The 21,187-nt window shown below is 74.7% G+C and carries 17 protein-coding genes; 6 read left to right on the top strand and 11 right to left on the bottom strand.

What is annotated here, in order from left to right; all coding sequences use genetic code 11:
* Positions 1 to 2 precede the first annotated feature (2 nt).
* The 7 genes from ACZ6CZ_RS21895 to ACZ6CZ_RS21925 all read right to left on the bottom strand — a co-directional run bounded on the left by ACZ6CZ_RS21895 (position 3) and on the right by ACZ6CZ_RS21925 (position 8,737).
* A complete protein-coding gene (locus ACZ6CZ_RS21895) occupies positions 3 to 1,178 on the bottom strand; it encodes a zinc-dependent alcohol dehydrogenase (protein ID WP_469023632.1) in 1,176 nt (391 codons plus the stop codon).
* Positions 1,175 to 2,110, bottom strand: coding sequence for an SRPBCC family protein (locus ACZ6CZ_RS21900; RefSeq protein ID WP_469023634.1), 936 nt, complete (start codon positions 2,108 to 2,110; stop codon positions 1,175 to 1,177). Before ACZ6CZ_RS21900 ends, ACZ6CZ_RS21895 begins: the two co-directional genes overlap by 4 nt.
* On the bottom strand, positions 2,073 to 2,264 hold the full coding sequence (locus tag ACZ6CZ_RS21905; protein ID WP_469023637.1) for a hypothetical protein: 192 nt from the start codon (positions 2,262 to 2,264) through the stop codon (positions 2,073 to 2,075). Before ACZ6CZ_RS21905 ends, ACZ6CZ_RS21900 begins: the two co-directional genes overlap by 38 nt.
* Positions 2,265 to 2,406: 142 nt before the next feature.
* Positions 2,407 to 4,356 carry an ABC transporter ATP-binding protein gene (locus ACZ6CZ_RS21910; protein ID WP_469023639.1) on the bottom strand — a complete coding sequence of 650 codons (1,950 nt, stop codon included), beginning with the start codon at positions 4,354 to 4,356 and terminating at the stop codon, positions 2,407 to 2,409.
* 285 nt (positions 4,357 to 4,641) lie between these two features.
* Positions 4,642 to 5,895: an NAD(P)/FAD-dependent oxidoreductase gene (locus ACZ6CZ_RS21915; protein WP_469023641.1), complete on the bottom strand. Its 1,254-nt coding sequence runs from the start codon at positions 5,893 to 5,895 to the stop codon at positions 4,642 to 4,644.
* Positions 5,892 to 7,310 carry an FAD-dependent oxidoreductase gene (locus tag ACZ6CZ_RS21920; RefSeq protein ID WP_469023644.1) on the bottom strand — a complete coding sequence of 473 codons (1,419 nt, stop codon included), beginning with the start codon at positions 7,308 to 7,310 and terminating at the stop codon, positions 5,892 to 5,894. The genes ACZ6CZ_RS21915 and ACZ6CZ_RS21920 overlap by 4 nt, the downstream gene beginning before the upstream one ends.
* Positions 7,307 to 8,737 carry an FGGY family carbohydrate kinase gene (locus tag ACZ6CZ_RS21925; RefSeq protein WP_469023646.1) on the bottom strand — a complete coding sequence of 477 codons (1,431 nt, stop codon included), beginning with the start codon at positions 8,735 to 8,737 and terminating at the stop codon, positions 7,307 to 7,309. The genes ACZ6CZ_RS21920 and ACZ6CZ_RS21925 overlap by 4 nt, the downstream gene beginning before the upstream one ends.
* A gap of 290 nt (positions 8,738 to 9,027) precedes the next feature.
* Between ACZ6CZ_RS21925 and ACZ6CZ_RS21930 the strand changes: the two genes are divergently transcribed.
* From ACZ6CZ_RS21930 to ACZ6CZ_RS21945, 4 genes are all read left to right on the top strand, one after another.
* The gene (locus ACZ6CZ_RS21930) at positions 9,028 to 10,017 is read left to right on the top strand and encodes a hypothetical protein (RefSeq protein ID WP_469023649.1); all 990 of its coding nucleotides are present in this window, start codon (positions 9,028 to 9,030) and stop codon (positions 10,015 to 10,017) included.
* 130 nt (positions 10,018 to 10,147) lie between these two features.
* Positions 10,148 to 11,689 (top strand): amino acid permease, encoded by a 1,542-nt coding sequence (locus ACZ6CZ_RS21935; RefSeq protein ID WP_469023652.1) that lies wholly within the window; start codon positions 10,148 to 10,150, stop codon positions 11,687 to 11,689.
* Positions 11,690 to 11,889: 200 nt separating this feature from the next.
* Positions 11,890 to 13,005 carry a mechanosensitive ion channel family protein gene (locus ACZ6CZ_RS21940; RefSeq protein WP_469023655.1) on the top strand — a complete coding sequence of 372 codons (1,116 nt, stop codon included), beginning with the start codon at positions 11,890 to 11,892 and terminating at the stop codon, positions 13,003 to 13,005.
* Positions 13,006 to 13,060: 55 nt separating this feature from the next.
* Positions 13,061 to 13,489 (top strand): DUF4186 family protein, encoded by a 429-nt coding sequence (locus tag ACZ6CZ_RS21945; protein WP_469023657.1) that lies wholly within the window; start codon positions 13,061 to 13,063, stop codon positions 13,487 to 13,489.
* Position 13,490: 1 nt separating this feature from the next.
* On the opposite strand, the gene ACZ6CZ_RS21950 is transcribed toward ACZ6CZ_RS21945, so the two are convergent.
* Entirely contained in the window at positions 13,491 to 15,080 is a 1,590-nt protein-coding gene (locus ACZ6CZ_RS21950; RefSeq protein WP_469023660.1) for a M1 family metallopeptidase, read from the bottom strand.
* Positions 15,081 to 15,322: 242 nt separating this feature from the next.
* Here ACZ6CZ_RS21950 and ACZ6CZ_RS21955 point away from each other — a divergent pair, with 242 nt between their 5' ends.
* Both ACZ6CZ_RS21955 and ACZ6CZ_RS21960 read left to right on the top strand, forming a co-directional pair.
* Entirely contained in the window at positions 15,323 to 17,542 is a 2,220-nt protein-coding gene (locus tag ACZ6CZ_RS21955; RefSeq protein ID WP_469023663.1) for an NADP-dependent isocitrate dehydrogenase, read from the top strand.
* Positions 17,543 to 17,687: 145 nt separating this feature from the next.
* On the top strand, positions 17,688 to 18,485 hold the full coding sequence (locus ACZ6CZ_RS21960) for an N-formylglutamate amidohydrolase (protein ID WP_469023666.1): 798 nt from the start codon (positions 17,688 to 17,690) through the stop codon (positions 18,483 to 18,485).
* A gap of 27 nt (positions 18,486 to 18,512) precedes the next feature.
* Here the strand turns inward: ACZ6CZ_RS21960 and ACZ6CZ_RS21965 are convergent, their stop codons facing one another.
* From ACZ6CZ_RS21965 to ACZ6CZ_RS21975, 3 genes are all read right to left on the bottom strand, one after another.
* Positions 18,513 to 18,983: a hypothetical protein gene (locus ACZ6CZ_RS21965; protein WP_469024004.1), complete on the bottom strand. Its 471-nt coding sequence runs from the start codon at positions 18,981 to 18,983 to the stop codon at positions 18,513 to 18,515.
* Between the two features lie 62 nt (positions 18,984 to 19,045).
* Positions 19,046 to 19,684 (bottom strand): RNA polymerase sigma factor, encoded by a 639-nt coding sequence (locus ACZ6CZ_RS21970; protein ID WP_469023669.1) that lies wholly within the window; start codon positions 19,682 to 19,684, stop codon positions 19,046 to 19,048.
* Positions 19,681 to 21,117, bottom strand: coding sequence for a S8/S53 family peptidase (locus ACZ6CZ_RS21975; protein WP_469023671.1), 1,437 nt, complete (start codon positions 21,115 to 21,117; stop codon positions 19,681 to 19,683). The genes ACZ6CZ_RS21970 and ACZ6CZ_RS21975 overlap by 4 nt, the downstream gene beginning before the upstream one ends.
* Positions 21,118 to 21,187: the final 70 nt, after the last annotated feature.

Genomic DNA, 21,187 nt, shown 5'->3' on the forward strand with positions numbered 1-21,187 from the left:
CTTCAGGGAGTCAGGACCACTTTTTCGCAGTTGTCCTGCTTGTTCTTGAACAGGTCGTAGCCGCGCGGTGCCTCGGACAGCGGCAGGCGGTGGGTGATGATCCGGGTGGGGTCGATCGCGCCCCGCTCGATCAGGCCCAGCAGCGGCTTCATGTAGCGCTGCACATGGCACTGGCCGGTGCGCAGGGTCAGCGACCGGTTCATCCAGGCACCGGCCGGGAACTTGTCGACGAGTCCGCCGTAGACGCCGATGACGGACACGACGCCGCCGCTGCGGCAGGACATGATCGCCTGGCGCAGGGCGTGCGGCCGGTCGGTCTCGGAGCGCACCGCCTGCTTGGCGCGGTCGTAGAGCTGGACGTGGGCGGCGCCGTGGGTGGCTTCCAGGCCGACGGCGTCGATGCACTTGTCGGGGCCGCGGCCGCCGGTGAGGTCCAGCAGGGCGGAGCGCACGTCGACGTCGTCGTAGTTGACGGTGAGGTAACCCTGCGCGGCGGCCATCTCCAGCCGGTAGGCCTCCTTGTCGATGGCGATGACCGTCTCGGCGCCGAGCACCCGGGCGCTGTCCATCGCGAACTGGCCCACCGGGCCCGCGCCCCAGACGGCCACCACGTCGCCGTCCTGGATGTCGCACATCTCGGCGCCCATGTAGCCGGTGGGCAGGATGTCGGACAGGAAGAGCACCTGGTCGTCGGTGAGGTCCGACTCGATCTTGAAGGCGTTGAAGTCGGCCAGCGCCACGCGGGCGTACTCGGCCTGGCCGCCGGCGTACCCGCCGGTGAGGTGGCTGTAGCCGTAGATGCCGGCCGTGGGGTGGCCGAACAACTTCTCGGAGATGCCGGCGTTGGGGTTGGTGTTCTCGCAGCAGGAGTACAGCTCGGCGCGGCAGGCCGAGCAGGCTCCGCAGGCGATCGGGAACGGTACGACGACCCGGTCGCCGACGCGCAGCCGGCCCGCGTCGACACCGGAGCCGACCTCGACGACCTCGCCCATGAACTCGTGGCCCATGATGTCGCCGTCCTGCATCGTCGGCACGTAGCCGTCGAGCAGGTGCAGGTCGGAACCGCAGATCGCGGTGGAGGTGATCCGCACGACGGCGTCCCGGCTGTTGAGGAGGGACGGCTCGGGGACGTCCTGGATCTCGACGGAGTTGCGGCCCGTCCAGCAGTTCGCCTTCACGTGAGGTACTCCTTCAGCTCGGTCTCCGTCAGGGGGCGGGCGGGATGCTGCGGGAACTCGCGGCGGGCCCGCTTGCCGCCGGGTGCGCCCTCGCTGCGGACGACCTCGCCGACCTCGGCGATCTGCTTGAAGCGGCGCAGGTCGTCGTCGAGCTGCTGGGAGGGTTCCTCGCCGAAGTACCGGGCGAGGGCCTTGCCGAGCGCGCCGGCCGGCGGGTCGTAGCGCAGTTCCACCCGGACCTCGGTGCCGCGGCCGCCCGGGGCGTGGGTGAAGCGGACCCGGCCGGCGTTGGACACGTCCGCGTCCTCGGCGGAGCGCCAGGCGAGCGTGCGGCCCGGCTCGTCCTCGGTGATCTCGGCGTCCCACTCGACCGTACGGCCGAAGGGGGCGCTCGCCCGCCAGTGGCTGGTGCGCTCCCCGGTGACGCGGACCTCGTCGAGGTGCGCCATGAACGAGGGCAGTTCCTCCAGCTTGCGCCACATGCCGTAGACCTCGTCGGGTGGCCGGGCGATGGTCGTGCTGGCGGTGAGTTCCACGGTGGTCCTCCTGGTCCTGGTCACGGCCGCGTACAGGTCGGTGGCGGCGATGGCGGCGGTGGCGGCGGTGGCGCCGACGGTACGGCCGAGCCCGCGGCCGTCGTGGTTGCGCAGCGCCCTGCCGAGCAGGGCGAGGTCGACGAGGTCGCCGCCGACCCGGCTCCACAGCCACGCGGGGTGCGGGCGGGGGGAGAGCAGGCCGGCCGCCGCGGTCAGTTCGCGGACGCCGACGGCGACGGTGGCCGCCCGGTGCCGCGGTTCGTCCGCCACGCCGAGCGCGGCGGCGAACCCGCCCGGGCGGGCGAGCTGGCAGCCGCCGAGGACGGCGCTGGCCACGCCGAGGGTCCGGACGAGCGGGTCACGGCGTGGTGCGGGTGCGGGGGTGGCTGTTGTCATCGCGTTTCTCCGGCGAGAGGGCGGCCCGTCGGGCGCCTGCCGGGCCGGACGCGGGCCGTCCGGCCCGTTCCGGCCGCTCGCCGGTGGCCGGGGCGGCCACCCGCGGCAGGTCCCGCGGCGCCTTGCGGATGTCCCCGCCGGAGTTTCCGGACACGCCGGGTTCAAACGGTCCCCGGGCCGCCGGCCTTCCCCCGCGCGGCCCGCCGCGGCCCGCGCCGGCGCCCCGCGCCGGCCCCTCGTGCCGGCCCCTCGTGCAGGCCGCGGCTGCCCGGCCGGCCCCGGCTCCCGGGCCGCGCTCAGCCCGCCGCGACCTCGGTCTGCGCCGCCCGGTCCACGGGCTCCCCCCGGTCCGTCTCCTCCGCCCGGCCGGCCGTGTTCGCGGCGTCCCGGTTCTGGAACTGGGTGCGGTACAGCTGGGCGTACCGGCCGCCTGCGGCGAGGAGTTCGTCGTGCGTGCCGCGTTCCGCGATCCGGCCGGCCTCGACCACCAGGATCTGGTCGGCGGCCCGCACGGTGGACAGGCGGTGGGCGATGACCACGGCGGTGCGTCCCTGGAGTGCCTCGGTGAGCGCCTCCTGGACGGCCGCCTCGGAGGTGTTGTCCAGGTGGGCGGTGGCCTCGTCGAGGATGACGACGCGCTGGCGGGCCAGGAGCAGCCGGGCGATGGTCATGCGCTGGCGCTCCCCGCCGGAGAGCCGGTAGCCGCGTTCGCCGACCACCGTGTCCAGGCCGTCCGGCAGGGAGCGTACGACCTCGTCGAGGCGGGCGCGGGTCAGCGCGTCCCACAGTTCGTCCTCGTCGGCCGTGGGGCGGGCCAGCAGCAGGTTGGCGCGGACGCTGTCGTGGAAGAGGTGGCCGTCCTGGGTGACCATGCCGACGGTGGCCCGCAGGGAGGCGGCGCTCAGCTCGCGCACGTCGGTCCCGCCGATGCGGACGGCGCCCTCGTCGACGTCGTACAGGCGCGGCAGGAGCTGGGCGATGGTGGACTTGCCGGCGCCGGAAGAGCCGACCAGGGCGACGGTGCGGCCGGGTTCGGCACGGAAGGAGACGCCGTGCAGGACCTCGGCGCCGCCGCGGGTGTCGAGGGCGGCGACCTCCTCCAGGGAGGCGAGGGAGACCTTGTCGGCGGACGGGTAGCCGAAGCGGACGTCCTCGAACTCGACGGCCACCGGGCCCTCGGGAACCGCGCGGGCGTCGGGCTTCTCGTCGATCAGCGGTTCCAGGTCGAGCACCTCGAAGACCCGCTCGAAGCTGACCAGCGCGCTCATCACCTCCACGCGGGCCCCGGCCAGCGAGGTGAGCGGCGCGTAAAGCCGGGTCAGCAGCAGGGCCAGCGCGACGACCGCGCCCGGCTCCAGGCTGCCGCGCAGCGCGAACCAGCCGCCGAGGCCGTAGACGAGAGCCAGGGCGAGGGCGGAGACCAGGGTGAGGGAGGTGATGAACACCGACTGGGCGGTCGCGGTGCGCACGCCGATGTCCCGCACCCGCCGGGCCCGGTCGGCGAACTCCGCCGACTCCTCCTCCGGCCGGCCGAACAGCTTGACCAGGGTGGCGCCCGGCGCGGAGAAGCGCTCGGTCATCCGGGTGCCCATGGCGGCGTTGAGGGCGGCCGCCTCCCGCTGCATCCGGGCCATCCGGCTGCCCATGCGGCGGGCGGGCAGCACGAACACCGGCAGCAGGGCCAGCGCCAGCAGGGTGATCTGCCAGGACAGGGTGAGCATCACGACCAGCGTGAGCAGCAGCGTGACCAGGTTGCTGACCACGCCGGACAGGGTGTTGCTGAACGCCCGCTGGGCGCCGATGACGTCGTTGTTGAGGCGGCTGACCAGCGCTCCGGTGCGGGTGCGGGTGAAGAACGCCACCGGCATCCGCTGCACGTGGTCGAAGACGGCCGTCCGCAGGTCGAGGATGAGTCCCTCCCCGAGGGTCGACGACAGCCGCCTGCCGAGGATGCCCAGTCCCGCCTCCGCCAGCGCGACCCCCGCGATGAGCAGGGCGAGCCGTACGACGGTGCCCTCGTCGCCGCCCGACACGATGGCGTCGACGACGTGCCCGGCGAGCACCGGGGTGGCCACGGCGAGCAGTGCGGTCACCACTCCGAGCAGGACGAACTGGGCGATCCCGCGGCGGTGCGGGCGGGCGAAGGCGGCGATGCGGCGCAGTGTCGCGCGGGCGAAGGGACGCCGGTCCTGCTGTGCGTTCATCACGCTGTGCAGTTGCATCCAGGCTGTGGTCTCCATGCTCATGGGAGAGACCGTAAGACCTCAAGCTTCCTTGAGGTCAATGGCAGCCCCGGCGGGGGCGCCGGTGCGGCCGGCGGCCGGGTGCGGGACAGTGGCCCTCCGCGCCGACGCGGCGGCGCCCGCGGCGCGCCGCCCGGGCGCGGGAGGGCGCCGCGCGGTTCGCCGGGGGCGCGGGGCGGCACGGATCGTTCGGGGACCTGTAGCCGGGGCGGCCCCGTGCGGGGCTGCGCGACGCCGGGCGCGGTCCCCGCGTGGGTGAGGGCCTGCCCCGGCGGAGTCCCGGGCCGCTCAGTGCGCCGTCACCCGGACCGGACCGCCCGACGGGTCGACGCGGTCGCTCCAGCGGGCGGTGAGGGTCAGGGAGCGGTGGGGCGGGAGCGTGCCGGGGCCGGGGCGGGCGCGGTGCAGGAGGCGGCCGTCCTGGACGATCGACAGCACCGGGCGGGTCAGCTCGGTGGCGGTGCGCAGCAGGAACCGCCCGGGCCGGCCGTCCGGGGTGACGCGGTTGGGCACGATCCGGGACAGGGGCGGGTCCACGGTGACGGGGACGCCGGGGCCGGGCCAGCCGGCACCGGCCAGGAAGGCGGTCACGGCGCCGGCGGCCCGGGCGCCCTCGCGCACGGCCGTCGCGGCGCTCTCCCCGCCGTGCAGGAGGCCGCCGGCGGCGAAGACGCCGGGGCGCGAGGTGCGCAGCCGGCCGTCGACGGCGGGGCCGCGGGTGCCGGGGTCGAGGGCGAGGCCGCCCTGCCGGGCGAGTTCGTGCTCGGGCACGAAGTCGCCGGTGAACACGACGGTGTCGCAGCGCAGCAGCGCCGAGCGGCCGTCGCGGTGGCGCACCCGGACCGCCGACAGCGTGCCGTGGCCGAGGAGTTCGGCGACCGTGGTGTCCGTCAGGAGCGGGATGCCCCGATGCAGCCGGGCCCCCGAGGCGCGGGCCCGGGTGGTCTGGGCGTGCGGGTGCTCGGTGACGAGGGCGACGACGTCCGTCCCGGCCGCGCGGAGGGTACGGGCGGCCGTGTAGGAGACGTCCTCGGCGCCGACCACCACCGCCCGGGTGCCGACGGGCTGCCCGAACAGGTGGACGGCCTGCTGGAGTTCGCCGGTCGTCCAGACGCCGGCGGGCCGGGTGCCGGGCACCAGCCGTGCGGAGCGGGGGCGTTCGCGGGCGCCGGTGGCGAGGACGACGGCCCGGGCCCGGACGGTCTGCGGCCCGCCGGGCCCGGTCACCGTGCACACCGGCTCCGCCCCGGCGGCCAGGGGCCCGGTGCCGGTCCAGCCGAGGACGGTGACGCCGGTCCGGAGCACCGCCCCCGCCCGCTCGGCGGCCTCGCTGAGCAGGCGGGCGTACGCGGGGCCGGTCAGGGGGCGCGTCCAGGTGCCGAATCCGGCGTGCGCGCAGTACCGCGGCACTCCCCCGGCCCGCGGCTCCCGTTCCAGCACCTCGACGCGGCCGGCACCGGCCGCGGCGAGCCGCGCGGCGGCCGCGAGCCCGGCGGGCCCGGCCCCGACCACGAGCACGTCGACCCGGCGCTCGGCCGTCACGGCTGACCCTGCCCGGGCCGTCCGCGCTCGAACAGGTCCCGGACCGCCGCGCCGCAGTGGTAGCCCTGGCAGCGGCCCGCCCGGGCCCGGGTGCGGCGGCGCAGGCCCTCCAGGGTGCGCGGCGGCAGCGGGCCGGCGAGGGCGTCGCGGATCTCGCCGCGGGAGACGCGTTCGCAGTGGCAGACGAGGACGCCGTACTCCGGGTCGGCGGCGACGACGTCGGGCCGCTCGCAGGGGCGTGGGGCGGCCGCCCCCAGGTCGGGCATGCGGACCGGGTCCGGCTCGCGCACCGGGCCGAGGTCGAGTCCGGTGCCGGCGAGCAGGTCCGCGACGTGGGCGGCGATGGCCATGGACGCGGTGAGGCCGGTGGAGCGGATGCCGCCGACGGTGACGTACGCCTGTCCGGGATGGGCGGTGATGCGGTAGTCCTCGTGCCCGGTGGCCGCGCGCAGCCCGGCGTAGACGGCGGTGACCTCCTCGTCGTCGAGGCCGGGCAGGATGCGGCGGCCCTTCTCCCGCAGCAGGGCGAGGCCTTCGGCGGTGGAGCGGGTGTCGCGTTTGTCGTCCAGGTCCTCGGCGGTGGGTCCCAGCAGGACGTTGCCGTGGACGGTGGGGGCGACCAGGACGCCCTTGCCGAGGGCGGTGGGCACGGGCAGCAGGATGTGGCGCAGGAGGCGGCGGGCGAACCGGTCGTGGACGATGAGCTGGCCGCGGCGCGGGGTGACGGTGAAGTCGGTGCGGCCGAGCTGCCGGTCGAGGGTGTCGGCGTGCAGTCCGGCCGCGTTGACGAGCCGGCGGGCGCGCAGGGTGCCCCGGCCGGTGTCCAGCCGGTGGCCGGCGCCGTCCCGCTCCACCCGCCGCACGGGCGCGTTCAGGTGCAGGTCGGCGCCCGCGCGGACCGCCTGGGTGGCGTACGCCAGGGTCGTGGTCCAGGGGCAGATGACGCTCTCGCCGGGCACGTGCAGGGCGCCGAGCGCGCCGGGACCGAGGTGGGGCTCGCGGGCGTACAGCTCGTCCGGGTCGAGCAGCCGGGTGTCCGGGCAGTCGTTGCGGGCGGCCTTCTCCGCCAGCCGGGGCAGGGCGGCGAGCTGGTCGGCGTCCCAGGCGACGAGCAGGGCGCCGACGCGTTCCACGGGGATGCCGGACTCGGCGGCGTACGCGGCGAGCCGGCGCGCGCCCTCGCGGACCAGGCGGGCCTCCAGGGTGCCCGGGGTCGCGTCGAAACCGGTGTGCAGGATCGCCGTGTTGGCCTTGGAGGTGCCCTGGCCGACGTCGTCCTGGGCCTCGACGAGGGCGACGCGCAGGCGGGGCCGGCGGGTGAGTTCGCGGGCGACGGCGCAGCCGACGACGCCGGCGCCGACGACCGCGACGTCGTACGGCCGCGGCGGCAGCGGGCCCTCGGCGGTGACCGTCATGAGCCGGGCAGGGCGGCGACGGCGGCGCGGAAGGCGGCGAGGCGTCCGGCGGCCGCGTCGTCGGGGATGCGCGGCTCGTACACGGCGGCGGGCTTCCAGTCGGGCAGGGCGTCCTCCACGCGCAGGCCGGGAGTTGCGCCGAGCCGGGCCAGCGCGGCGGCGCCGAGCGCGGTGGCGTCGGGCAGAGCGGACACCTCGACGGGGCGTTGCAGCAGGTCGGCCTGGGTCTGCATGAGCAGCGCCGAGCGGGTCAGGCCGCCGTCGACGCGCAGCGTCTCCAGGGGGGCGCCGAGGTCGTCGGCGGCGGCCTCGGCGAGGCACACGACCTGGGCGGCGAGGCCCTCGCACAGGGCCCGCACCAGGTGCCCGGGGGTGGTGTCGAGGCCCAGCCCGGTGAGGGAGCCGCGCACGTCGCCGCGCCACCAGGGGGCGGCGAGCCCGGCGAGGGCGGGGACGAAGGTGACGCCGCCGCTGTCGGGCACGGTGCCGCCGACGGGGTCGAGGTCGGCGGCCGAGGACAGGACGCCGAGGTCGGTGAGCCAGCGCACGGCGGAGGCGGCCGTGTAGACCTGTCCGTCGAGGCAGTAGGCGGTGCGTCCGGCGAGCCGCCAGGCCACGCAGCTGACCAGGCCCGAGGTGCCGCGCCGGGGGGTGTCGCCGGTGTGCGCGAGCAGGAACGCGCCGGTGCCGTAGGTGCACTTGGCGGCGCCGGGCGCGGTGACGCGCTGGGCCAGCAGGGCGGCCTGCTGGTCGGTGACGAGTCCGGTGAGCGGAATCTCCGGTCCGAAGGCGCGGGTGCTGCCGACCGGTCCGGCGGCGTCCACGACGGCGGGCAGGCGTTCGTCCGACAGGCCGTACAGCTCGAGGGCGCGCGGTGACCACGCGGCGCGGTCGAGGTCGAGGAGCTGGGTGCGGCCCGCGGTCGCGGCGTCGGTGACGCAGGCACCGGTGAGGCGGTGCACCAGCCAGGCGTCGGAGGTGGTGACCATGCCCTCGCGGGTCAGGTGGCGCCGGATCCAGGCCATCTTGGGCGCGGCGAAGTAGGGGTCGAGGGGCAGCCCGGTCAGCTGCCGCAGCTCCTCGGCGTGGCCGGCCAGCTCGGCGCAGACGGAGCCGGCGCGCCGGTCCTGCCAGACGAGGGCGTCGGTCAGCGGGCGGCCGGTGCCCGGGTCCCAGGCCAGGACGGTCTCGCCCTGGTTGGCCAGGCCCATGGCCGTGACCGGCTCGCCCGCCTCGGCGAGGGCGCGGCGCCCGGCGTCGAGGACGGAGGCGTACAGCTCGCCGGGGTCGGCCTCGACCAGGCCGCCGGGCCGGTAGCGGGGCCGTACGGCGGCGAAACCGGTGCCGATGACGCCGCGTTCGGGGCAGACCACCAGGGCCTTGGTGCCGGACGTGCCCTGGTCGACGGCGAGCACCGGCCCGGTCATCGCACTCTCCCCCACCCTCGGCGCGCGCCCCGCAAGATCGCGGGCGGGCGACAGCCTGCCGCCGTGCGCCGCCCCGCGTCAAGAACACCTCACCGACAGTCACCGAAACGCGAACTGGGCATATGTGTGAGGGCAGTTCACTACCGGGGCGTACGGTCGGCGCGGCACGGGCCGGGCGTCTATAGTTTCCGCCGACCAAGTCGATCTCCTCAACCGCCGCCCCCGGGAGCGCTGTTGTTACTCCGCCCCACCGCCCTGCCGGTCCGTCCGCGGACCGGAACGGACGGCTGATGGCCAAAGAAGGAGCACGTCCCGCCTACGACCCCGCCGGTCACGACTCCGCCCTGCGCACCGCCCTGCAGGACCTGCGCACCGGGCGCTGGATGGCCATGCGGGAGCTGCTCCAGGACACCTCGGGCTGGCCGCTGTGGACCCGGCGCACCCAGGTCCTCGCGGCCGCGGCCGCCGGTACCGACGTCGTGCGCGCCTGGCTGGCGGAGGAGCCCCACAGCGTGCCGGGCGCGGTGATGAACGCCCGGGTCGCCGTGGAGCGGGCGCTGCGCGCGCACCGCGAGCGGCACCGCCGGGGGCACGAGTGGTGGATCGAGGCGTGGGACGTCGCCGACGCGGCCACCCGGACCGCACCGCGGGACCCGGTGCCCTGGGTGTGCCTGCTGGCGCTGGCCCAGCTCGACGCGGAGCAGTCCTGGGCGGAGCACCGGGCGCCGGCCCCGGAGCCGACGCTGCCGCCCGGACCCTGGGGGCTGCTGGCCGAGGCCGCCGCGCGTGACCCGCACAACCGTGAAGCGCATCACCGCATGCTGCAGTTCCTCTACGCGCGAAGCTCCTCGGGCCGGCTCGCGGAGGCGGCCCGGTACGCCCAGTGGGCCGCCGCGGCCGCGCCGCCCGGCTCCGCGCTGCACCTGCTGCCGCTGTACGTCCGGGTGGAGCGCTACCACCGGGCCGGCGGCCACGACGCGGCGCTCGACCTGCACTGGGTGGCGGAGGACGCGACCCGGGAGGCGGAGCGCGCGCTGGGCGCCTGGTTCGAGCCCTCGCGCCCGGCCGACCGCTCCACGCTCGACCTCAACCACCTGGCGCACGCCCTGTGGGGCGCCCTCCGCTTCCCGGACGCCGCCCGGGTGTTCGACGCGATCGGCCCCTACTGCACACCCCTGCCCTGGATGTACCGCACCCCGGACCGGACCCGCGCCGTGGAGGTCTTCCTGCGCGCGCGGGACCGCTGCCGGGCGGCGGCCGGGCCCCCGGCCCACCCCTGACCCGCCCGCACGCCATACGCACGTCCCGCACGTCCCGCACGTCATACGCGCGCCCCGCAGGCCGTAGTCACGCCCCGCACGCCCCACCCCCGTCCGGTCCGGCTCCGCCCAACTCCCCGGAGGCTCACGCATGTCCCCCACCCCCGACCCAGCGCTCTCCCCCGGTTCGCCCGTCGTGCCCCCGCACGACGAGGAACAGCGCCTGCGCGAACTCGGCTACCGCCCCGTGCTGGCCCGGCGCATGGGCGGCTTCGGCAACTTCGCGATCAGCTTCTCGGTCATCTCGATCCTGTCCGGCTGCATGACCCTGTACGGCTTCGGCCTCGGCACCGGCGGACCCGCCGTGATGCTGTGGGGCTGGGCCGGCGTGGGCCTGTTCGTGCTGTGCGTCGGTCTCGCGCTCGCCGAGGTCACCAGCGCCTACCCGACGTCCGGCGCCCTGTACTACATGGCCGACCGGCTCGGCGGCCGCCGCTGGGGCTGGTACACCGGCTGGCTCAACCTGCTCGGCCTGCTCGGTGCCATAGCCGGCATCGACTACGGCGCCGCCCTGTTCACCGGGGCGTTCGCCAATCTCCGGTGGGGCTTCACGCCCACGCCCGGCAGGACGATGCTGATCTTCATGGCGATCCTGCTGCTGCACGCCGTGCTGAACCTCTTCGGCGTCCGCCTGGTCAGCGTGCTCAACTCGGTCAGCGTGTGGTGGCACCTGGCCGGCGTCGCCCTCATCGTGGGCGCCCTGGCCGTCGTCCCGGACCACCACCAGTCGCCGTCGTTCGTGTTCACCACGTTCGTCAATGACACCGGCTGGCACAACCCGGTGTACGTGGCGGCGATCGGTCTGCTGCTCGCCCAGTACACCTTCTCCGGCTACGACGCCTCCGCCCACCTGTCCGAGGAGACCTCCAACGCCTCGGTGTCCGCGGCCCGCGGCATCGTGCGCTCCATCTGGGTGTCGTGGCTGGCCGGGTTCGTGCTGCTGGCCGGCCTGACCTTCGCCATCCAGGACTACGACGCCACCCGCACCAGCGCCACCGGAGTGCCGCCCGCGCAGATCCTGCTGGACGGACTGGGCACCGACGGGGCGAGCGCCCTGCTGCTCGTGGTGATCGTCGCCCAGCTGTTCTGCGGCAACGCCGAGGTCGCCGCGGCCAGCCGCATGGTGTTCGCGTTCAGCCGGGACGGGGCGCTGCCCGGCTCGCACCTGTGGCGCACGGTCAGCAGCCGCACGCAGACGCCGGTGGCCGCCGTGTGGCTGTCGGTCGTCGTCGCCTGCCTGCTGGCCCTGCCGTCCCTGTACTCGACGACCGCCTACGGCGCGGTCACCGCGATCAACGTCATCGGCATCACCCCCGCCTACGCCATCCCCGTGCTGCTGCGGCTGCGGGCCGGTGACCGGTTCCGGCCGGGCCCGTGGAGCCTGGGCCGGTGGAGCAGGCCGATCGGCTGGATCGCGGTGGTCTGGGTGGCCTGTGTGACGGTGCTGTTCTGCCTGCCGCAGTCCTCGCCGGTCACCGCGGACACGATGAACTACGCGGTCGTGGCCCTCGCCGTCGTCCTCGTCCTGGCCAGCGTGTGGTGGTACGTCGCCCGCCGTTCGTACGGCACCCCGACCACCGCCGCCTACGGCAGCGACCGGGACCAGGCCGAACTGGCGGAGGGCATCGTCTGAACCCCGCTCCCGCGCCGCCGCTCCGGATTGCGAACTCCCGTTCCGGATACGGCAGGATGAACGCTCGCGCCGGTCACGGTCCCGTACCGGGCCGGCGCGCGTGGCACATCCCGCAGACGAGCAGGTGACAACGTGACGAGTCCTCATACCGGTGCGACCGCGGCCCGGCCGGCCGCAGCACCCCGCCCCGGAGGTGACCGGTGAACCGGGCGCTCACCCTGGACGACCTCGTGCTGGCCGGAATCGCCCTGGGCGCGGGCCTGTTGCTGGCCTTCCTGTCCCGCACCCTGCTGCGCTGGCTGGCCAAGCACGCCAAGCGGACCCGCTGGGGCGGCGACGACGTCGTGGTGGACGCGCTGCGCGGCGTGGTGCCGTGGGCGGCGATCTCGGGCGGCGTGGCGGCGGGCGCCGCGGTGCTGCCGCTGACCGGGACGGTCCGGCACCACACCGACCAGAGCCTCCAGGTCCTGCTGATCTTCGTGGTGACGCTGTCCGCGGCCCGGGTGATCGCCGGTCTGGTGCAGTCGGTCACCCAGTCCCGCTCCGGCGTGGCGGGCTCGGCGACGATCTTCGTGAACATCACCCGGGTGCTGGTCCTGGCCATCGGCTTCCTGGTCGTCCTGCAGACGCTGGGCATCTCGATAGCGCCGCTGCTCACCGCCCTCGGCGTGGGCGGTCTGGCCGTGGCGCTGGCCCTCCAGGACACTCTCGCCAACCTCTTCGCGGGCATCCACATCCTCGCCTCCAAGACCGTCCAGCCGGGCGACTACATCCGGCTGAGCAGCGGCGAGGAGGGGTACGTGGTGGACATCAACTGGCGCCAGACGACCGTGCGGCAGCTGTCCAACAACCTGGTGGTCGTGCCCAACGGGCAGCTCGCCAAGTCGAACATGACCAACTACACCCGCCCCGAGCAGCAGCTGACCGTCCTGGTGCAGGCGGGGGTGGGCTACGACAGCGACCTGGACCACGTCGAGCGGGTGACGGCGGAGGTGGTGGCGGAGGTGATGACCGAGATCACCGGTGCCGTGCCGGACCACGAGCCGGCCGTCCGCTTCCACACCTTCGGCGACTCCCGCATCGGCTTCACGGTCATCCTGGGCGTCGGCGAGTTCAGCGACCAGTACCGGATCAAGCACGAGTTCATCAAGCGCCTGCACCGCCGCTACCGCGCGGAGGGCATCAGCATCCCGGCGCCCACCCGGACGGTGACCCTGCACGCGGAGCCAACGGAGTCCGGGGAGTCCGTGGAGTCCGTGGTGATCCCGCAGCAGCGCGGCGGGCGGCGGACGGCCGCGGGGCCGCAGGCGGAGTAGCGCGGGGCCGGGCCAGGCGGGGCGCGGGGCGCGGGGTCGTATGCTCGGAACGGCGATGACCCGTCACCCCGAATCACCCGAGATCCCCGGACCGCCGGGCCGGACGCTCGACGAGCGGCTCGACGCGCTGGCGCGCGTGCCGTTCCGGGCGCGGTTCCGGCTGCGGGGCCCGGAACGGGTCACCGCCGAGCTGCACGGCCCCGCGACGCTGCGGTGGCACGCCCGCGACCTGATCGCGGCGCGGCTGGCCCCGGCCGCGCCGCGCAACGACGGCAGGCAGACCCCGTACCGGGGCCACCCGGTGTTCGTCGCCCAGCACGCGACCGCCACCTGCTGCCGCCGCTGCCTGCGGCGCTGCCACGGCATCCCCGAGGGCCGGGAGCTGAGCCGCGGCGAGCGGGCCTACGTGGCCGACGTGATCTGCCGCTGGATCGAGCGCGAGGTGGCGGGCGGCGCCGGTCCGGGCCCCGCCCGCCACCGCTGACTCAGAGCGTGGCCGAGTTGTCGTGCCAGTGCCCGCCGCGCCGGCTGTGCGGCGCCGCGAAGGACGACGCGACCGGGGTGACCGTCCAGTCCGGGTGGCCCGGCATGCGCGGTGTCTTCGTGCCGTACAGCCAGTCGGTGAGGAATCCGGACAGGTCCTGGCCGGAGACCTCCGAGGCCACGGCGATGTAGTCGGCCGTGGACGCCGCCGCGTCACGGAAGCGCTCCAGGAACGTGCGCTCGACGGCGGTGAAGACCTGCTCGCCGACCAGTTCCCGCAGCGCGTACAGCACCAGGACGCCGCCCAGGTAGCGCTGGCTGTCGAAGAGGTTGGCGGCGTCGGGGGCGGCGACCGGGCCGGAGTCGTGGCGCCACTGGTCGCCGCGGGCGTAGGTGTCCTTCATCCGGGCCTCCATGGTGCTCAGGCCCAGGGAGTCGGTCCAGCCCCGCTCGTAGCGGTACAGCAGCCCGTAGAAGTCGGCGTGGCCCTCGTTCAGCCACAGGTCGGCCCAGGTGGCGGGGGAGACGAGGTTGCCGAACCAGGAGTGGACCAGCTCGTGCATCATGTGCGAGCCGATCTTCTTCTCCTCCTGGAGCAGGAAGTTCGGCTTGTACAGGGTGAGGGTCTGCGTCTCCAGGCCGGTGAAGTCGAAGGCCTTCGGGTCGTCCGAGTTGCACGGCAGCAGGCCGTACGTCTCGAAGGGGTAGGCGCCCAGGCGGTCCTCGAGCCAGGTCACCAGGCCGGGGGTGAGCGCGAGCGCCGGTTCCAGCGCGGCGGCCCGGGCGGTGGGCACGACGTCGCGCAGCGGCAGCCCGTGCGGGCCCTGCCGGTCCTTGACGACGTAGTCGCCGACGGTGATCTGGACCAGCTCGGTGGCCATCGGGGAGGCCGACCGGTACGAGTACGCCGTCCGGCCCCCGTCCAGCGCCTCGGTGCCGGTCGGCAGGCCGTTCGCCACCGCGCGCAGCCCGTCGGGCACCGTGATCCGGAAGCTGAAGTCCGCCTTGTCCGACGGGTGGTCGTTGCACGGGAAGACGGTGTGCGCGGAGTCGGGCTGCGGGCAGATCGCGAAGCCGTCCGGGGTGGGCACCCAGGCGGTGTGCGCGAGGGTGGCGCGCGGGTCGGCGGAGTACTCGACGCGGACGGAGAGGGTCGTGTCCGCCGCCGGTGCCTTGGCCGGGGTGATCCGCAGCTTCTCGCCCGCCTGCTCGAAGGCCGCGGCGCGGCCGCCGACGCGTATGGAGCGCACGTCCAGCCCGAGGGCGTCGAGCGAGAAGCGGCTCAGGGCGCGGGTGGTGCGGATCTTCAGGGTGGCGGTCGCGTCGACCCGCCGGGTCGTGGCGTCGTAGGCGAGGTCGAGGTGGTAGGCGCAGACCCGGTAGCCGTCGTTGCCCAGGCCGGGGAAGACGGGGTCGCCGAGGGTCTCCGGGCCGGGGGCCGCCGTGCGAGGGGCCGGGGTGCGCCGTGCCGCTCCGGACGCGGCCGCCCCCGCGCCGGCGGGCCGGGCCTGGGCGGGGGTGCCGGCCGCCAGCGCGGCGGCCGTGCCGATCAGCGCGGCCGCCGGGGCCGTCACTCTGCTGCGATATCTCATGGTCAGCTTTCGCTCGGACGGCCGGGTGGTCAGGTCCGGCCGCGGTTCGGTGAACGATCACTTGTCATGACCACTAGATTCGCCGTCCGGTTGCACAAGGACCGCGATCGGCGCCCGGAGGAAGAGGAGGCGGTCCTTCCGGGCCGGCGGACCCGCCCGTGACGCGGACCCCTGTCGAACCGGGGTCCGTCACGAGATATCTTGATGTCGAGCAATGTTGCAGACGTGGAGCGGAGCACCCGGTGACTGACTCGACCATCATCTACACCTACACAGACGAGGCCCCGGCCCTGGCGACGCATTCGTTCCTGCCGGTGGTGCAGGCGTACGCCTCGCAGGCCGGTGTCGCCGTGGACACCCGCGACATCTCGCTGGCAGGGCGCATCATCGCCGTCTTCCCGGAGTACCTGGACGAGGCGCAGCGCATCCCGGACGCCCTGTCCGAGCTGGGTGAGCTGGCCAAGACGCCCGAGGCCAACATCATCAAGCTGCCGAACATCTCGGCGTCGATCCCGCAGCTCAAGGCCGCCGTCGCGGAGCTGCAGGCCAAGGGCTACGCCCTGCCGGACTACCCCGACGACCCCAGGACCGACGAGGAGCGCGACATCCGCGCCCGCTACGACAAGGTCAAGGGCTCCGCCGTCAACCCGGTCCTGCGCGAGGGCAACTCCGACCGCCGCGCCCCGGCCTCGGTGAAGAACTACGCCAAGGCCCACCCGCACCGCATGGGCGCCTGGACCGGCGAGTCCCGCACGAACGTGGCCACCATGGGCGAGAACGACTTCCGCTCCACCGAGAAGTCCGTGGTGATCCCCGAGGCCGGCGCCCTGCGGATCGAGCTGGTCGCCGAGGACGGCGCCACCACCGTGCTGCGCGAGTCCGTACCGGTCACCGAGGGCGAGGTCGTCGACGCCTCCGTGCTGCACGTGGCCGCGCTGAACGAGTTCCTCGCCGCGCAGGTCGCCCGCGCCAAGGAGGAGGGCATCCTCTTCTCGGTGCACCTGAAGGCCACGATGATGAAGGTCTCCGACCCGATCATCTTCGGCCACGTCGTGCGCACGTTCTTCCCCCAGACCTTCGCCAAGTACGGCCGGACCCTCGCCTCGGCCGGCCTCACCCCGAACGACGGTCTCGGCGGCATCCTCAAGGGCCTGGACAAGCTCCCGGAGGGCGCCGAGATCAAGGCCTCCTTCGACGCCGAGCTGGCCGAGGGCCCGGCCCTCGCCATGGTCGACTCCGACAAGGGCATCACCAACCTGCACGTGCCGTCGGACGTCATCATCGACGCCTCCATGCCGGCCATGATCCGCACCTCCGGCCACATGTGGGGCCCGGACGGCCAGGAGCAGGACGCCCTCGCCGTCATCCCGGACTCCTCCTACGCCGGTGTCTACCAGGCCGTCATCGAGGACTGCCGGGCCAACGGCGCCTACGACCCCGCCACCATGGGCTCGGTGCCGAACGTCGGCCTGATGGCGCAGAAGGCCGAGGAGTACGGCTCCCACGACAAGACCTTCGAGATCCCGGCCGCCGGCACGGTCCGCCTGGTCGACGGATCCGGCAACGTCGTCATCGAGCAGCCGGTCGCCCAGGGCGACATCTTCCGCGCCTGCCAGACCAAGGACGCGCCGATCCGGGACTGGGTGAAGCTGGCCGTCACCCGCGCCCGCGCCACCGGCGACCCGGCGGTGTTCTGGCTGGACGAGGAGCGCGCCCACGACGCGCAGCTGATCGAGAAGGTCCGGCAGTACCTGCCCGAGCACGACACCGAGGGCCTGGACATCCGCATCCTCAACCCGGTCGAGGCCACCAAGCTGTCGGTGGAGCGCATCCGCCGCGGTGAGAACACCATCTCGGTCACCGGCAACGTGCTGCGCGACTACCTCACCGACCTCTTCCCCATCCTGGAGCTGGGCACCAGCGCCAAGATGCTGTCGGTCGTCCCGCTGATGGCCGGCGGCGGCCTGTTCGAGACGGGCGCCGGCGGCTCGGCCCCGAAGCACGTGCAGCAGCTGGTCAAGGAGAACTACCTGCGCTGGGACTCCCTGGGCGAGTTCTTCGCCCTGGTGCCGTCCTTCGAGCAGTACGCCGAGGCCACCGGCAACACCCGTGCCAAGGTCCTCGCCGACACCCTCGACCGCGCCACGGCGACCTTCCTCGAGGAGGACAAGTCGCCGACCCGTCGCGTGGGCGGCATCGACAACCGCGGCAGCCACTTCTACCTGTCCCTGTACTGGGCGCAGGAGCTGGCCCGGCAGACCGACGACGCCGACCTCGCCAAGGCGTTCGCGGCGTTCGCCGAGACCCTCGCGGCCGCCGAGGGCACGATCGTCGAGGAGCTGAACGCGGTGCAGGGCTCCCCGGTCGACATCGGCGGCTATTACCAGGTCGACAAGGCCAAGGCGGACGCGGTCATGCGCCCGTCGGCCACCTGGAACGAGGCGCTCGCCTCCATCGGCTGACGCGGGGGCCCGCAGGGCCGTTCCCGTTCCCGTGAGTGATCCGCCCCGGTCGGCACAGCCCGGCCGGGGCGGCGCCGTACCCGCCGTGACCCGCTCACCCGGTCCGTTCTCCCTCCCCCGCCGACGACGCCCCCCGGAGCCGCCCGTGTCCCGTCCCGCGCCCTCGTTCGAGTTGCTGCCCGGTGCCGGCGACTCGCCCGTGATCCTGCACGTGCCGCACGGGGCACGGGAGATACCGGCGGCCGTGCGGGCGGGCATCCTGCTGGACGACGCGGCGCTGGAGCGGGAGCTGGACCACATCACCGACGCGCACACGGCGGAGCTGGCCGGTGCGGCGGCCGGGCTGGCCGCGCTGACGCCCTGGCGGTTCGTGAACCGGCTGTCCCGGCTGGTCGTCGACCCGGAGCGGTTCCCGGACGAGCGGGAGGAGATGGTCCGCGCCGGGATGGGCGCGGTGTACACCCGCACCACGCACCGGGCGCCGCTGCGGCCCGCCGGCACCGACCCGGAGCCGCTGCTGGCGCGGTACTACCGGCCGTACGCCCGGGCGATGACCGAGGCGGTGGCCGGCCGGCTGGCCGCGACCGGGCGGGCCGTCGTGATCGACGTGCACTCCTACCCCAGCGCGCCGCTGCCCTACGAGCTGCACGGCACGGGCCCGCGGCCGCCGGTGTGCCTGGGCACCGACGCCTTCCACACCCCGCCGCAGCTGGTGGAGGCGGCCCGGACGGCCTTCGCGGAGTGCGGCGGGACCGGGCTGGACAGCCCGTTCAGCGGCGCCTACGTGCCGCTGGAGTTCTACGGGGGCGACCCGCGGGTCACCGCGTTGATGGTGGAGATCCGCCGGGACACCTACCTCACCGAGCCGGGCGGACCCGCCGGGCCGGCGCTGTCCCGGCTCGCGGCGGCGCTGGCCGCCCTGGTCGACGCCGTCCCCCGCTGACGGCCGCCCGGCGGCCGGGCCCGGCCGTCAGGCCCGCAGCCACTCCGTGACGATCACGTCCCCGCCGGTGCGCAGCCGGAGCGCGAAGGGACCGGCGGGCGGGGTGTCGCTGGTGAAGCGGCCCAGGGCGTCGACGGTGACCGGGTCGGCCGTCCGCGGGCCGCCGAGCAGCTCGATCCGGGCCGGCTGCGGCGGCAGCACCTGGCCCATCAGCCCCTCCCCGGTGACCTCGACGTCGACCGTCAGCCCGTCCGTGCGGAAGGTGAGCATCCGCGGCGCGTCCGTCACCCCGCGCACCGGCAGCGCGTCGACCAGCGAGTCGAAGGCCAGCTCGGCCACCTGGGCCTCCAGGTCGTGCAAGGCGTAGGCGGCCAGGGCGAGTTGGCGCAGCTCGGCGGGGACCGGGTCCAGGACGGCGGCCGCCTGCCGCAGTTCCTCCTCCAGCAGGGCGTCCCCGAACCCGTCCGCCGCGCCGTCGGGCATCGCGTGGCCGGGCATCGCGTCACCGGGCCTTTCGTCGTCGGGCATCCCGTCGCCGTGCGGGTTCTCGTGCATGCCGCTCACACCGCCCCCCGGGTGTCCATCCGGGCCCGCAGCCGGCGCAGACAGCGCTGGCGCAGGGGTCCGATGCTGCCCACCGCGATACCGAGCGCGGCGGAGATCTCCGCATAACTGGGCGGGGGCGACGCCATCAGGACGCGCAGCAGCTGCCGGCAGCGGTCGCCGAGTGCCTCGAACTCCTGCCACAGCCGGCGCACCCGCTCGGCCTGGGCCGCCGCCTCCTCCGAGTCGATCAGCGACTGCTCGGGCGTACGGTCGTCGCTGGCCCGGTCCAGGAGCTGCGGATCGTCCGTCGGCATCAGCCGCATCAGCCCCTTGATCACCTTCAGGCACTCGTGGCGGGCGGTGCTGGCCAGCCAGGACCCGGCCTTCTCGGGCTCGCGGATGCGGCCGAGGTGCTGGGCGAAGCGGAACCAGACGGTCTGGTACACCTCGTGCCCGTCGGCGTCGGAGAGCCGGTGCGCCCGTACGACGGACCACACCAGCGGACTCAGCCCTTCCACCAGCGCCTTCCAGGCCGCCGCGTCACCGTCGACGGCGGCCCGGACCAGCGCCCCGACCTCTGCTCGGTCCACGGTCCCACCCCTCGTGTACGGCACGTCATCGTACGCCGTGGAGGGGACGCAACCCGACGTCATGCCGACGCCGCCGGCCGATCGAGGGGCACCGGGCGCCATGTGGGCGGCCGCAGCGCCGGTACGTGCGCCCCGCGCACCTCCGCGTACTCCGGGGTGCCGTCGAGGAGCTGGGTGCGTGCCAGGCGGGGATCACGCTCCTTGTGCGCCGTCATGTGGGCCGCCACCAGCGCGGCGGCGACCGGGGTGGCGAACGAGGTGCCGCTCCACTGCGCGAACCCGTCGAACATCACCTGGTCCGGCTTGCCCGAGGTGCTCTGCCGGGCCTCGCTCAGCACGCCGGTGTGGCGCGGGTGGCGGCAGGTGCAGGCGTAGGTGAAGCCGTACCGGCAGGTGTCGTAGGTGGAGTGCTGGTAGATGTACGGCACCGGTGCGTCGAAGCCGGTCAGGGCGCTGGTGAGGCGCTCGCCGGGGGCGTAGACCCGCACCCAGGGGCCGTGGTTGCTGAAGCAGGCGCCGTACTCGCCGTCGCCGCGCAGCGCGCCGACCGACAGCACGGCGTCCTGGAACTCGGGCAGCGCCGCGTAGGCGGCCGGCCAGAACGGGGCGGCGCTGGCGTTGTTGCCGGCGGCGGCGACCAGGAGGGTGGGGTGGTCGAGCAGTTCGCGCAGGAACGCGTCCAGGCCGAGGAGGCCGTCGGTGCGGCCGTTGGCGGTGCCCGCGGAGAGGCTGATGATGTCGGGCCAGCCGTCGCGGTCGACGGCCTCGAACAGCTTGGCGCCGAACTCCGACTCCAGTACGGCGCCCGCGTCGTTGAGCGTGCCGCGCACGGTGACGTCGGTGTTGGGGGCGACGGCGGCGACCAGCCCGGCGATGAACGTGCCGTGGCCCACGTACTGCTGGAGGACGCCGGCCTCGTCCGTCTCCCGGGCCTGGCCGTCGCCCTCGGTGCGGGCCAGCGGCGGGTAGGAGCGGTAGTCGTGCATGAGCCCGGTGTCGACGACCAGGACGCCGACGGCGGTGTCCGGGTCGTACGGGACCTCGGCGGCCGCCGGGTTCGGCGGCCCGGTGCGCGGGGCGGGCACGGGTTCGTCGCCCGGGCAGGCGTTGACGGCGATGGACACCACGTGGTTGCGGCTGACCAGCCGGTGCCCGCGGCGTCCCTCGGCCTCCCGCAGGGCGCGCAGGGCGTGGGCGACCGCGCGGTCGCCGGTGTGGTCGCCGTGCGCGGGGTCGCCGACCTGGATGCGGGTGATGCCGCTGCGGCTGGTCTCCGGGCCGGCCCGGCGGACATGGTCGGGCACCAGGTCGGGGGCGGCGGTGAAGTGGGCCCGTACGGTGTCCTCGACGGCCCGGGCCTCCTCGCCGTCGCGGGCGAGGACGACGCCCTTCTCGTAGACGAACTCGGCGGAGTCGTCAGGTCCCATCGCCAGGGGGACGTGCGGCATCGATCGCTGGATCTGGCCGAACTGCTCATGGAATCGCTGAAGTGCCATGCGGTGTCCTCCCCTGCGGCGGTGGTCGTCAGTCAGAGCCGCGGCCACTGCCGGTGATACAGGCGCCCGG

This window comes from Streptomyces sp. NPDC041135, assembly GCF_055592085.1.